Source organism: Sphingopyxis sp., assembly GCF_035998965.1.
Classification (GTDB): domain Bacteria; phylum Pseudomonadota; class Alphaproteobacteria; order Sphingomonadales; family Sphingomonadaceae; genus Sphingopyxis.
The window spans coordinates 51164-64851 of sequence record NZ_DASYHE010000096.1; the positions used below are offsets into that span (position 1 = coordinate 51164).

The 13688-nt window shown below is 64.0% G+C and carries 10 protein-coding genes; 7 read left to right on the forward strand and 3 right to left on the reverse strand.

Features of this window, described 5'->3' with window-relative positions:
• The 6 genes from VGN68_RS17465 (at nucleotide 1) to VGN68_RS17490 (ending at nucleotide 6270) form a co-directional block, all read left to right on the forward strand.
• Entirely contained in the window at nucleotides 1-735 is a 735-nt protein-coding gene (locus tag VGN68_RS17465) for a sulfite exporter TauE/SafE family protein (RefSeq protein WP_327478499.1), read from the forward strand.
• Between the two features lie 188 nt (nucleotides 736-923).
• Entirely contained in the window at nucleotides 924-2321 is a 1398-nt protein-coding gene (locus VGN68_RS17470; protein WP_327478501.1) for a circularly permuted type 2 ATP-grasp protein, read from the forward strand.
• A 193-nt stretch (nucleotides 2322-2514) separates the two neighbouring features.
• The gene (locus tag VGN68_RS17475) at nucleotides 2515-3456 is read left to right on the forward strand and encodes an alpha-E domain-containing protein (protein WP_327478502.1); all 942 of its coding nucleotides are present in this window, start codon (nucleotides 2515-2517) and stop codon (nucleotides 3454-3456) included.
• Nucleotides 3453-4256 (forward strand): transglutaminase family protein, encoded by an 804-nt coding sequence (locus tag VGN68_RS17480; protein WP_327478503.1) that lies wholly within the window; start codon nucleotides 3453-3455, stop codon nucleotides 4254-4256. Before VGN68_RS17475 ends, VGN68_RS17480 begins: the two co-directional genes overlap by 4 nt.
• A 48-nt stretch (nucleotides 4257-4304) precedes the next feature.
• Entirely contained in the window at nucleotides 4305-5036 is a 732-nt protein-coding gene (locus VGN68_RS17485) for a peptidase (RefSeq protein ID WP_327478505.1), read from the forward strand.
• A 49-nt stretch (nucleotides 5037-5085) separates the two neighbouring features.
• The gene (locus VGN68_RS17490) at nucleotides 5086-6270 is read left to right on the forward strand and encodes a serine hydrolase domain-containing protein (protein ID WP_327478507.1); all 1185 of its coding nucleotides are present in this window, start codon (nucleotides 5086-5088) and stop codon (nucleotides 6268-6270) included.
• A 127-nt stretch (nucleotides 6271-6397) separates the two neighbouring features.
• Here VGN68_RS17490 and acs read toward each other — a convergent pair whose 3' ends face one another.
• Nucleotides 6398-8362: an acetate--CoA ligase gene (acs, locus tag VGN68_RS17495; protein ID WP_327478509.1), complete on the reverse strand. Its 1965-nt coding sequence runs from the start codon at nucleotides 8360-8362 to the stop codon at nucleotides 6398-6400.
• Nucleotides 8363-8460: 98 nt separating this feature from the next.
• Between acs and VGN68_RS17500 the strand changes: the two genes are divergently transcribed.
• Entirely contained in the window at nucleotides 8461-9963 is a 1503-nt protein-coding gene (locus VGN68_RS17500; RefSeq protein WP_327478511.1) for an aldehyde dehydrogenase family protein, read from the forward strand.
• 14 nt (nucleotides 9964-9977) lie between these two features.
• Here VGN68_RS17500 and VGN68_RS17505 read toward each other — a convergent pair whose 3' ends face one another.
• Both VGN68_RS17505 and VGN68_RS17510 read right to left on the reverse strand, forming a co-directional pair.
• Nucleotides 9978-12104 carry a beta-propeller domain-containing protein gene (locus VGN68_RS17505; protein ID WP_327478513.1) on the reverse strand — a complete coding sequence of 709 codons (2127 nt, stop codon included), beginning with the start codon at nucleotides 12102-12104 and terminating at the stop codon, nucleotides 9978-9980.
• An 81-nt stretch (nucleotides 12105-12185) separates the two neighbouring features.
• Nucleotides 12186-13688 (reverse strand): acetyl-CoA acetyltransferase, encoded by a 1503-nt coding sequence (locus tag VGN68_RS17510; RefSeq protein WP_327478515.1) that lies wholly within the window; start codon nucleotides 13686-13688, stop codon nucleotides 12186-12188.

Here is a 13688-nt window from a genome sequence, read left to right on the forward strand (position 1 = left end):
ATGACGGGGCTCGCCGCGCTCTTCGGCCTGACCGCGCTGCTCTATGCCGCGGTCGGTTTCGGCGGCGGGTCGACCTACACCGCGCTGCTGTTGCTGGGCGGGGTTGCGGTCGGGTTGGTCCCGGCGATCAGCCTGGCGTGCAATGTCATCGTCGTCAGCGGCGGGACGATCCGCTTCGCGCGCGCCGGGGTAACGCCTTGGGCGAAGGCGCTGCCGCTTGTCGTCATCGCAGCGCCGCTGGCCTTCCTCGGCGGGTTGACCCCTGTGAAGCAGGGCGTGCTCGTCACATTGCTCGGGCTGTCCCTGCTGGCCTCGGCGCTCGCGCTGCTTATCCAGCCGCAGACGGCCAGAGCGGTGCAGCTGTCGCCCAAGCTGTTACTGCCGATCGCGGCGGCGCTTGGCTTTCTCGCCGGCGTCGTCGGCATCGGCGGCGGTATCTTTCTCGCGCCGATCCTCCACCTGATCCGCTGGGCCGAAGCGCGGTCGGTCGCCGCGACCGCGAGCCTGTTCATCCTCGTGAACAGCCTGTTCGGACTGACCGGCCAGCTGCTGAAAGGCAAGGGCAGCGAGATGATCGGCGCCGTCGCGAGCCATTGGCCGCTGCTGATCGCGGTGCTGATCGGCGGCGCGATCGGGACGCAGCTGGCGGTGAAGAGCGGACCCGCGGTGCTGATCCGGCGGCTCACCGCCTTGCTCGTCGGTTTCGTCGCACTCCGCCTGTTGTTTGGTTTCTAACGCTTTTTTGGGCGCTTGCCTTCCCGTGCGGCGGTGCTAGCATCGCGGGTATAAGCTTGGCGGCCACGTAGCTGACGAGCGACGCAGCAGCTGGAACAGGATGCGCCGCGCAGGCCGATGACATCGGGCGCGCGGCATGGGTTGGCACGTTGCGTGGAAAGGGCAGGCGCATTTCCTTTTTTGACGAAATGAACAGCCAGGAGGGCGAAACCCGGTCGCCCTATCGAGACTATTGCGGGTGGTTCGAGGCCGAGGATGTGGCGCGCATCCAGCACAAGGCGGTGCAGGCTGAGGCGCTGTTCCGTACCACCGGCATCACCTTCAACGTCTATGGCGCGGTTGACGGCGACGAGCGGCTGATCCCCTTCGACGTGGTGCCGCGGATCATCTCGGCCAGCGAATGGCGCCGCCTGTCGCGCGGCATCGAACAGCGCGTGCGCGCGCTCAACGCCTTCCTTTACGACATCTATCACCGTCAGGAGATTTTGCGCGCCGGCCGGGTGCCGATCGATCTGATTGCGGGCAATGCCGCGTTCCTGCCGATGATGATGGGGCTCGACCCGCCGGGCGGCATCTATACGCATATCAGCGGCACCGACATTGTCCGCACCGGCGCCAATGAATTTTATGTGCTCGAGGATAATGCGCGCACCCCGTCCGGCGTGTCGTATATGCTCGAAAACCGCGAAACGATGCTCCAGATGTTTCCCGAGCTGTTCGCGAAGGTGCCGGTGCGCGAGGTCAGCGACTATCCGATCAACCTGCTCAAATCGCTCGCCGCCTGCGCGCCGCCTGCCTGCGGCGGGACGCCGACGGTCGCGGTGCTGACCCCCGGTATCCACAACAGCGCCTATTATGAACATAGCTATCTGGCGGACCATATGGGGGCCGAACTGGTCGAGGGGCATGACCTGCGCGTCGTTGACGGGCGCGTCGCGATGCGCACGACGCAGGGATATAAGGCGATCGACGTCATTTATCGCCGCGTCGATGATGATTTCCTTGATCCGCTGAACTTCCGACCCGATTCGATGCTGGGCGTCCCCGGCATCTGGGACGTCTATCGCGCCGGGGGCATCACCATCGCCAATGCGCCCGGCACCGGCATCGCCGACGACAAGGCGCTGTACAGCTACATGCCCGACATCATCGAATTCTACACCGGCGAAAAGGCGTTGCTGCCCAATGTGCCGACCTGGCGCTGTTCGGATCCCGAGCATCTGCGCGAAGTGCTCGACCGACTGCCTGAGCTGGTGGTCAAAGAGGTGCATGGATCGGGCGGTTACGGGATGCTCGTCGGCCCCGCCGCGAGCAAGAAGGAACTCGCGGCGTTTCGCGCCAAGCTGGAGGCGAACCCGAGCAATTATATCGCGCAGCCGACGCTTTCGCTGTCGACCGTGCCGATCTTCACTAAAAAAGGGCTCGCGCCGCGTCATGTCGATCTGCGTCCGTTCGTGCTGATGTCGCCGCAGGGGATCACGATTACCCCCGGCGGGCTGACCCGCGTCGCGATGACCCGGGGGTCGCTGGTGGTGAATTCGAGCCAGGGGGGCGGGACGAAGGATACGTGGGTGTTGGAGGATTGATGGTAAGATCGTCGTCATTCCACAATAGTCCCCTCCCGCAGGCGGGAGGGGCAGCGAGGCTTGGCAGCTTGCTACTTAGCCGCAGCGGGGTGGGCCGACCCCACCCTGCGAAAGCCCACCCCGTTGCGACTAGCGAACAAGTTCGCAAGTCTCACTGCCCCTCCCGCTTGCGGGAGGGGTTGAGGATGCGCCCATGCTAGGCAAGACCGCAGGCAGCCTTTTCTGGATGGCGCGCTATCTTGAGCGCAGCGAAAACAACGCCCGCCTTATCGACGCGGGGTTTCGCATCGCGCTCACCCGGTCGCAGACCGCGGCCGCCGAATGGAAATCGGTGCTGGTAACCGCCGGGGTCAATCAGGCGTTTCAGGCGGCGCATGGCGATTACAGCTCGGCGCGGGTGATCGACTTCCTGCTCCGCGACCCCGCCAATCCGTCGAGCATCCTGTCGGTGATCCGCCAGGCGCGCGACAATGCCCGCACCGCGCGCACCGCGTTGACGCGCGAGACATGGGAAGCAGTCAACACCAGCTGGATGACGCTCGTCGCGCTGCTCAAGCGCCAGGTGCGCGAGGACGACCTGCCCGATGTGCTGACAACGATCCGTCAGCAGAGCGCGCAGGTGCGCGGCGCGTTGAATGGCACGATGCTGCGCAATGACGGCTATCATTTTGCGCTGCTCGGCACCTATCTGGAGCGTGCCGACAACACGGCGCGTATTCTCGACGTCAAATATTATCTGCTGCTGCCCTCGGTCGCGCATATCGGCACCTCGATCGACAATGTGCAGTGGGAAACGATCCTGCGTTCGGTGTCTGCGCACCGCGCATACCGCTGGCTCTATGGGGCAGAGATCAGCGCATTGAAGATCGCGGAGTTCCTGATCCTCTATCGCCAGATGCCGCGCAGCCTGGCTTTTTGCAGCGAGCGGATGGAAAACCATCTCGCCCAGCTGCAACGTCATTATGGTGAAGAAACCGAAGCGTGTCGGCTGGCCCATGCGCTGAACCATGACAAACTCAACGCGCCGATCCAGTCGATCTTTGACGGCGGGCTCCACCAATATGTGACCGGCTTCCTGCGCGATACTGCCAACCTCGCGCGGCAGGTCGAGCGCGATTATCGGTTTGTCGAATGAAACTTCGTGTCGAACATATCACCCGCTATCAATATGATGCGCCGGTCAAATATGCGCTGCAGCAGCTCAAACTGACGCCGAAGGGCCGCCCGGGGCAGCAGAATATCGTCGATTGGGCGATCGATATCGAAGGCGGCACGCAACAACTCCACTATAGCGACCATCACGGCAATGGCGTTGACCTGATTGCGATCGATGGCGGGGTGACCGAGCTGACGATCCGTTGCCATGGCACGGTGGAACTGGAGACATGGGACGGAGTGATCGGCGCGCACCGCGGCGCGATGCCGCTGTGGACCTTCCTGCGCCCGACCCCGCTGACGCGCGCGGGGCGGCAAGTGCGCGCGCTGACCGCGCAGCTGGGCCGCGATTACGCCAATGACATCGAACGCGCCCATGCGCTCTCGGCACTGATTATCGACCGGCTGGCGTACCGGATCGGCTTTACCGATGCCGAGACGACCGCCGAACAGGCGCTGAGCAGCGAGGGCGGGGTGTGTCAGGATCATGCGCATATCTTTATCGCGGCGATGCGCCATCTGGGGCATCCGGCGCGCTATGTGTCGGGCTATCTGATGATGAACGACCGGACGCAGCAGGATGCGACCCATGCGTGGGCGGAGGCGCATTTCGATCACATCGGGTGGATCGGTTTCGACGTCAGCAACGGCCATTCGCCAGATCAGCGCTATATCAGGGTTGCCACCGGCCTCGATTACCGCGATGCCGCGCCCGTTCGGGGGATGCGTTATGGTGCGGCGCAGGAAAATCTGGTTGTTCAATTGCAGGTCCAGCAATAAGCGGAACGGGGGCGACTGAAACGATCCGGGGCGGGGATACGGGATTCGATGACTTATTGCGTGGGGATGCGTTTGAACAAGGGGCTGGTGTTCATGTCGGACACCCGCACCAATGCGGGCGTCGACGACATTGCGCAGGTCCGCAAGATGCGCAGCTGGCATGTCCCGGGCGAGCGCGTCATCACCCTGATGTCGGCGGGCAATCTGGCAACGACGCAGGCGGTGGTCAGCCTGCTCGACGAACGCACCAAGGCACCCGAAGACCGCCATCCGTCGATCCTCGAAGCGCCATCGATGTTCCAGATCGCCACGATCGTTGGCGAAACGCTGCGCCAGATCGTCATGCGCCACAACGCCGAGGGACCGGCGGCGGCCTCGCCCTTTCGCGCGTCGCTGATCATTGGTGGGCAGATCAAGGGCGCCGAACCCCGGCTGTTCCTGATCTATCCCGAGGGCAATTTTATCGAAGCGGGTGAGGACAATCCGTTTTTCCAGATCGGCGAAACCAAATATGGCCGCCCGATCATCGTGCGCTCCTATGACCCCGCAATGTCGTTCGAGGATGCGGTGAAACTGCTCTGCGTGTCGTTCGACTCGACGATCCGCGCCAACGCCGGGGTCGACCTGCCGATCGACCTCAAGATCCACGAGCGCGACGATTATACGACGGTGCGCGAACGGCGCTTCGAGCGCGGCGATGCCTATTTCCAGAGCGTCGCCGACGGGTGGGCAGAGGCGCTGGGAATCGCGCTGGCCGAGCTGCCAGACTTTCATTTCTGATCGCCTTCGGCCAGCCTTCTCCCCTACTATACCGCGAGGGATTGCCATAATGCGCTGGATTGCTGCTGCTTTTGTTTTGACGGTCACACCAGCGGCTGCCGATGAGGCGCGTTTCGACAAGGCGCTGAACGATTTTCGCGAGGTGCACCGCGCCGAAATGCGAAAATCGAATATCGCGGGCAGCAGTTTCTATGTCGTGCACGACGGGCGGACGGTCGCGGCCGATCATCTGGGCGAACAGGATACCGACGCGCATGTTCCGGTCGATGCGCGGACCATCTATCATTGGGCATCGATCACCAAGACGATGACGGGGATCGCGATCATCCAGCTACGCGATCGCGGACTGCTGTCGCTCGATGACCCGATCGTCAAATATGTTCCGGAACTCGCTGCGGTGCATAATCCCTTTGGTGATACCGGTGCGATCACGCTGCGCCAGTTGATGAGCCACAGTGCGGGTTTTCGCAGCGGCACCTGGCCTTGGCGCGCGCATGACTGGCAGCCGTTCGAACCGGCGGGCTGGTCGCAGCTGGTGGCGATGCTGCCCTACACCGCGGTCGAGTTCAAACCGGGCAGCCGGTTTGGCTATTCTAACCCCGGCATCGTCTATCTGGGGCAGGTGATCGAACGCCTGTCTGGCGAGAATTATGAAGTCTATATAGACAAAAATATCCTGAAGCCGCTGGCCATGCACGACAGCTATTTCGACCGCACCCCACCGCATCTGTTGCCGCACCGCTCGCACAGCTATTTTATCCGCGACGGCAAGCGGGTCGCCGCACCCTTCGACGTCGATACCGGCGTGACGGTGTCGAACGGCGGGCTCAACGCGCCGATGCCCGACATGGCGAGATATCTGGCGTTCCTCCTCGGCGACCCGGCGCGTGCGACCGACTATGATCGGGTGTTGAAGCGGTCTTCGCTCGAGGAAATGTGGGTTCCGCAGATTTCGGCGGGTCAGGATTTTACGCAGGGGCGGATGGCGACGACTACTGAGAGCGGTCTGTCCTTCTTCATGGATCGCCGCGCCGCAGTGCGGTTCGTCGGGCACAATGGCGACCAGAACGGCTTTCGGGCTTATTTAAGCTTTTGTCCCGATCAGCGCGTCGGGAGCCTGCTGGCGTTCAATACCGAAACCCGCGGGGTGCAGAACAGCGCGGACAATCGCGATACGGCGGAATCGCGGACTGCGCTCGCGACTGATCGCTTGTGCGAGGCGCTGGTGGAATAGCCGTTAATCGTCGCCCCCGCGAAGGGCGTTTCATAGTCACGTGCCTCTGAACGCGGCCGCAATCGGCCTTACCCTGCCTCGCTGCGTAAACCGACAGCGGCCCCCGCCTTCGCGGAGGCGACGATTCTTATCGGTTCTTCCGCCCTTCGATCAGCCCGTCGACCAAACTCGGATCGGCGAGTGTCGAGGTGTCGCCCAGCGATCCGAAATCATTCTCGGCGATCTTGCGCAGGATGCGGCGCATGATCTTGCCACTACGTGTTTTCGGCAAGCCGGGTGTCAGGTGGATATGGTCGGGGGTCGCGATCGGGCCGATTTCCTTGCGGACCTGCTGCCTGAGCGCGGCGGTCACCTCGTCGGTCGGTTCGACTCCCGCGTTGAGCGTCACATAGGCGTAGATGCCCTGACCCTTGATGTCGTGCGGGAAGCCGACGACCGCGGCCTCGGCGACCAGCTCGTGCAGCACCAGCGCACTTTCGACCTCGGCGGTGCCCATGCGGTGGCCCGACACGTTGATGACATCGTCGACCCGCCCGGTGATCCGCCAATAACCGTCGGCATCGCGGCGGCAGCCGTCGCCGGTGAAATATTTGCCCTTATAGGTCGAAAAATAGGTTTCGGCGAAGCGACCATGATCGCCATAGATTGTCCGCGCCTGCCCCGGCCAGCTGTGGGTGATGCACAGATTGCCTTCGGCCGCGCCGCCGGTCTGTTCGCAGACGAGCTTGTTGCCGTCGGCATCGACCAGTTCCGGGCGGATGCCGAAGAAGGGCTTGCCCGCGCTGCCCGGCTGCATCGCATGCGCGCCGGGCAGGGTGGTGATCATGATGCCCCCAGTCTCGGTCTGCCACCACGTGTCGATGACCGGAACGCGCCCTTTGCCGACGGTGTCGCTGTACCAGCGCCACGCCTCGGGATTGATCGGTTCGCCGACGCTGCCGAGCAGGCGGATCGACGAGAGGTCGTGGCGGGTCACATAGTCATCGCCCTCGCGCATCAGCGCGCGGATCGCGGTGGGGGCGGTGTAGAGGATGTTGACCTGATGCTTGTCGACGACCTGCCAGAAACGGTCATGGTCGGGATAGTTTGGCACGCCTTCGAACATCAACGTCGTCGCGCCATTCTGCAGCGGGCCATAAACGACATAGCTGTGCCCGGTGACCCAGCCGATGTCGGCGGTACACCAGAAGACCTCGCCGGGACGATAGTCGAAGCCGTACCAGAAGGTTGCCGCGGTCCACACGCTGTAGCCGCCGACGGTGTGAAGCACCCCTTTGGGCTTACCGGTCGATCCCGAGGTGTAGAGGATGAAGAGTGGATCCTCGGCGGCCATCGGCTCGCACGGGCATTCCGCCTCGACGTCGGCCGACAGCGCATCATACCAGTGATCACGGCCTTCTCTCATCGCGACGTCGCCGCCGATGTGGGCGATGACGAGCACGGCCTTCACATCGATCTTTTCAAGCGCCTTGTCGACATTGGCCTTGAGCGGCACGACTTTGCCGCCGCGTAGCCCCTCGTCGGCGCAGATCACCCAGTCGCTGCCGCAATCCTCGATACGGCCATGGATCGCCTCGGGCGAGAAGCCGCCAAAAATGACGCTGTGCACCGCGCCGATGCGCGCGCAGGCGAGCATCGCGACCGCGCCTTCGGGGATCATCGGCATGTAAATGGTGACGCGGTCGCCCTTTTGGACGCCCATTTTCTTGAGCGTGTTCGCAAAGCGAATGACGTCGGCGAGCAATGCCCTGTAGCTGATATGCCGCGTTTGGCCGTCGGGGGCGTCGGGTTCGAAGATGATTGCGGTGCGATCGCCGTGACCCGCGGCGACATGGCGGTCGACGGCGTTGTGGCAAAGGTTGAGGACGCCATCCTCATACCATTTGATTTCCACCGGGTCATAGGACCAGTTGGCAATCCTAGTGGGCGGGGTGATCCAGTCGATCCGCTTCGCCTGCTCGGCCCAGAAGGTATCGGGATCCTCGACGCTCTGCCGGTAAAGGCGGTCGTAGTCGGCGGCGGTGCAATGCGTATTGGCGGCCGCGTCGGCGGGAACGGGGACGAGGGGTTCGGAGGGGGGTAGGTCGGACACGGCTGCTTCTCCCGCTTTCGATTTGACTCGCTTGCTGGCTGCGATAACCCGCACGATACAAGTTGCAAGGCGCGATGGCGCCGACAAAGGGGCGGACTATGGTTCAACTGGGCCAATCGACGGGTGATCTGCTGGACCGGCTGGGCGTTTCCCGCGCGTTGTGGACCGACGGGTCGATGCCAGCGGTGACGCCGCTGACCGGCGAACAGCTTGGCATGGTCCAGATCGTCGATGCTGCGGCAATCGACGAGCGGCTCGATCGGGCGAGCGCTGCGTTTCGGCGCTGGCGGCATGTCCCTGCGCCGCGCCGCGGCGAACTGGTCCGGCTGTGGGGCGAAGAATTGCGCGCGGCGAAGGACGACCTGGCCCGGCTTGTGACGATCGAGGCGGGCAAGATCCCGTCCGAAAGTGCGGGCGAGGTGCAGGAGATGATCGACATCTGCGATTTTGCGGTCGGGCTGTCGCGCCAGCTTTACGGGCTGACGATCGCGACCGAGCGGCCGGGGCATCGGATGATGGAGGTCTGGCACCCGCTGGGCGTCGTTGGGGTGATTTCGGCGTTCAACTTTCCAGTCGCGGTTTGGGCGTGGAATGCGGCGCTGGCGCTGGTGTGCGGTAACAGCGTGGTTTGGAAGCCATCGGAAAAGACGCCGCTCACGGCGCTGGCTGTGCAGGCAGTGTTTGACCGCGCGGTTGCGCGTTTCGGCGATGCGCCCGAGGGGCTGTCGCAACTGTTGATCGGCGGGCGCGAGGCGGGAGAGGCACTGGTGGACGACCGGCGCGTCGCGCTCGTTTCCGCAACCGGATCGACCCGCATGGGACGTAGCGCGGCGCCGCGACTGGCGGCACGTTTTGCGCGCGCGATCCTGGAGCTGGGCGGCAACAATGGCGCGATCGTCGCGCCCTCGGCCGATCTTGATCTCGCGCTGCGCGGCGTGGCGTTCGGGGCGATGGGGACGGCGGGGCAGCGCTGCACGACGACGCGGCGGTTGTTTGTCCACGACAGCATTTATGATGCCTTCGTCGCCCGGTTGAAGGCGGCCTACGCCAGCGTTCGCGTCGGCAATCCGCTGGAGGGCGAGGTGCTCGTCGGGCCGCTGATCGACGGCGCCGCATTCGAGGCCATGCAAGGCGCACTCGCGGCAGCGCGCGCGGCGGGCGGGGTGGTATCTGGTGGCGACCGCATCGGCGACGGCGACAGCCATTACGTGAAACCCGCGCTGGTCGAAATGCCGGGGCAGGTCGGGCCGGTGCTGGACGAGACCTTTGCGCCGATCCTCTACGTCATGCGCTATTATGATCTGGACGCGGTGATCGAGCTTCACAACGACGTTGCTGCGGGGTTGTCGTCGGCGATTTTCACCACCGATGTGCGCGAGGCCGAGCGGTTCCTGGCGGCAAGCGACTGCGGGATCGCGAACGTCAATTTGGGGACGAGCGGCGCCGAGATCGGCGGGGCTTTCGGAGGCGAGAAAGAGACGGGCGGGGGCCGCGAAAGTGGATCTGACAGCTGGCGCCAATATATGCGGCGCGCGACGAATACGGTGAATTATTCGGACACCCTGCCGCTGGCGCAGGGTGTCCGGTTCGACATCGCGTAATCCGCTGAGCCGAGTCAGCGTGGCGGCAGCGGCGTCGTCAGGTCGATGCGCGCGATCTCTTTGATTTGGCCCGCGTCGATGCGCGCTTCGACCAGGCTGGTGCCCATCAGCCCGAAAATGCGACCGGCGATGAAGACCGGGCGCGAGTTGCCGTACCAGTCGATGCACGACACTTCGCATTTATAGTCGGGGTGGGTTTCGACATCGTCCGCGGCGGTGGCGATTAGCGTGCCCGCATCGGCCAGCTTGCCAGCCGGCGATTTGGTCAGGAAACTGAGGTCGGAGCTGTTCGAACGCCACCACCAGCGGCCCGATCCTTCGGTTCGCTTGACGGTCGGCACTCCGATGATGCCATTGCCGCCTGCATCGACAACGCTGTTGAACGCGTGGCTGCGGCCTTCGCTTTCGTAACGGCGCGAAAGGAAAGTGGTCGATAGGATACGCGCGTCCTTGCCGAGCCCGACCAGCGTCAGGTTCAGTCCCGTGCCGTCGCGATAGCCGTTGACGATGATGTCATTGCCGACGCGTTCGGTGCGCACGATGTTGTGCGGAACATCGATGATCACGGCTTCGCGCGGGCGCTGGACCGGCACGGCGACCACCTTGCTCGACTGCGCTCCGTCGTTGGCATCGGGCGGATAGCCGCCCCACCGGTCGCGGCCGCCGAACACAAGCCAATCGTCGGCAAAGCGGTTTTCGATAAACCGCTTGCCGGTCGGCGGCAGGGGCGTGAATGCGTGGTCGGGGACGGGTTCGAACAGCGTCCCGAATTCGCTGGTCCGGATTTTCAGAAAACTGTTTTCGGCGGGGGCGCCATAATTGTTGCAACGGATCGTGCTCCAGTCGGTGAGCGCCCGGAACTCGCCGTCGCGTTCGTCCATCGACAGATGGTCATAGGGATAGCCCGACACGCCAACGACCGTTGCATCGCGCGCCCGGATCGGCAGGCGATAGAGCGCGGCGGGAGCCACGTCGCGACGGTCGGCGCGCGGCTGGGCAGGATAGGGGACGTCGCCGGTCCAATCGTCTACGCACGCCTTGAGGTCGTAGGTGTCCCGATCATCGAGCGCCGTGTTCCAGAGATAAATTGTTTCGGGCGACACGAACATTTCGGCGGCGCGCGGGCCGACAAAGCCGGTGGTGCGGCAGTCGAGGCGACGCTTGCGGTCAAAATCGCCGAGCGGGCACACCGAAATTGCATGGATCGTCGGTTCGGCGGTGCGCAGGAGGGGCTTGTAGATCGATCGGACGTCGAGCAGCGGGCTGCCGTCAGCCTGCCGCTGCTTGCGTTCGGCTTCCGGCAACCAGCGGCGCAGGACCGGGCGGTCGTCCAGCGCTTCGAACTGTTCGAGCGAATAGGGAGTATAGACAACCAGCCGGTCGCCGACGATGCGCGTCGCATAATTGTCGACGTCGTAATAATCGTCGGAGGTGATCAGGAACACGCCCTCGCTCGTCACCCGCCCGCTGGCCTGATCGAGCTTGAAGATCGACAATTCGCTCGCATCGTCTTCATAGCTGTTGGCGGTGATGATGACATGGTCACCCTGGACCAGCATCTCGTCGTACCAGTCGGCGCCTTCGAAATCGTCTTCCCACTTGTATTTCTTGACGCGGTCGGCGGGCAGGCGCCGATAGACGTCGGCGCGATCGGTCAACTGCATCGTCTTGACGTTGATCGCAAAAATGCGGCCGTCCTGCAGCACGAGCAGATAGTCGCCGATCTGCTTGACGATGTCGCCTTCGTCGACCCCCGCGGTCTGAACATTGGTGATCGACGTCGGCGCCGCCGCGACCTGCGATCCGGTCACCACGACCTGGTCGGCGCTGTCGTCGGGGCAGAGGTCGGGGTCTTCGCACACCGGCGGCTCGTCCTGCGTGAACGCCGCGACGACGATCTGCCCGTCCTCGCGGGTCGCCGCGTCGGCACGCTTCACACGATCCCTGACGCGTTCGAGTTCTTTAAGATAGCGCCGAAAGTCGCCTTCGCCTGTGTAGCGGACGAGTTCGGTTTCGGTAACGGCATCGAACGCCCGGTTTTCGAACGCCGGAACCGGGGCTGCTTTCGTCGCGACGTCCGCCGATGTCGCCGTGCAGCCCGCGAGCGGCACCATCATTGCGACCAGCCAGAGTGCGCGCATCGAATCGTCTCCCCCAAAATTGTGGAGGAGAAATATCATCAATCAAACGCGCCGGTGAGCCTTAGATAGCACAAGTGCATCTCATGCAGCGCGCCAGCCGAATCCTTCGCCCGATGCGATAATCCGGCCCGGCATGCCCACCGGTTCGGCGGTGCCGTCGGTCAGCAGCGCCAGCATCGGCGCGTCGCTGACATCGACATGCGCCAAAGTGCGCTTGTCATCGGGCGTCCGCGCGACGACGACGCCGGCTTTGGGGCTGCCGTCGCGACCATAAAAGACCGTGTAGCTCTCGATCGTCGCCGGTCCGGCATAATCTTCGACCAGGTCGGGAACCGGCCCGCGCTTGGCTTCGGCTTCGGACTGATAGTCGAAATCCTGCGGGAAGCTGGCGGCGGCGATCGGCTCCTTGCCCAGCACGATGCAATGATTGTCGGTGGCGAAGCCGCCGTTGGCGAACAGGAAGCCATAGCGACCCTTGACGCGCAGCCGCTCCACCATCGAGACGATCGCGTGGCTCATATAATTGGCGATCGGGCCGCCGCCAAAGGTCAGCCCGCCGAAGACGGTGGCGGGGCGCTCAACCGGCCAGTCCAGAATGCGACGCGCCATCTTCGGCACGCACGGAAAGCAGCTGTAGAGCTCGACATGATCGAAATCGGCGGCGGTCATGCCGTTCAGATCGAGCGTGCGGGTGATTGACGTTTCCATGCTGACGCTGGCGTCGTAGCGATCGCGATGGAGGATGCTGGCGGGCTCCTTCGCCGCGGCGCCCATGCCGACATAGATCAGGCGGTCTTCCGGGAAGCCGCGCCGCCAGGCTTCGGCAAGGCTGGCGACTATGAAGCCCGCGCCCTGATTGACCGACGAGTTGGCGACCATCAGCTTGGAATAGGGAAAGGCGATCGGCCGGTTGCGTTCGTCGACGCGGAGGATGTCCTCCGGCGACGCCGCTTTGCGGATCCAAGCGCCATCGTTCGCGGCGGCGACTTCGGAAAATCGCGACCAGATTTCGGCGCTTTCGGCCTGCGCGTCGGTCAGGCTCTGCCCCCACGCGGCGCGCGTTGCATTTTCGTAGAGCGGATAGACATCGACGGGGGCGGCCAGCCCGTGCAGCTGCGCATAATTCGGCTCGCGCCGGGTCGCGACCTTGCGGATCGCGTTATAGCTTTTGTCCTCGCCGCTCGCGGCTTTGGCTGCGCGCCCTGCGGCAGTCCGCAGCGCCTCGGCACCGACGATCGCCGCAAGTTTGACCTCGCCCGCCCCGATGCGGTTCGCCGCTTCGTTGAGCAGGCGGACCGGCGTGTCGCCGTGCGGCGCGGCGGACTGATAGTTGATCGCGGGCGCCGCCCCGATCGCGGCGGCGAGGGGCTCGCACAGCTTGCCGAGGTGATGAAAGCTGATCTGATCGACGATTGCCAGACTGTCGAGATCGGCGAGCGATACGCCAGCGTCCGCGGCGGCGACCTTGAGCGCCGCGACCATCAACCCGAGCGAATCGAGACCGTCGTCGGGATCCTCGGGCCGGTCGTTGACCTGCCCGACACCGATAATGACGGGAATGCGCTCGGGATCGGTCATCGACAT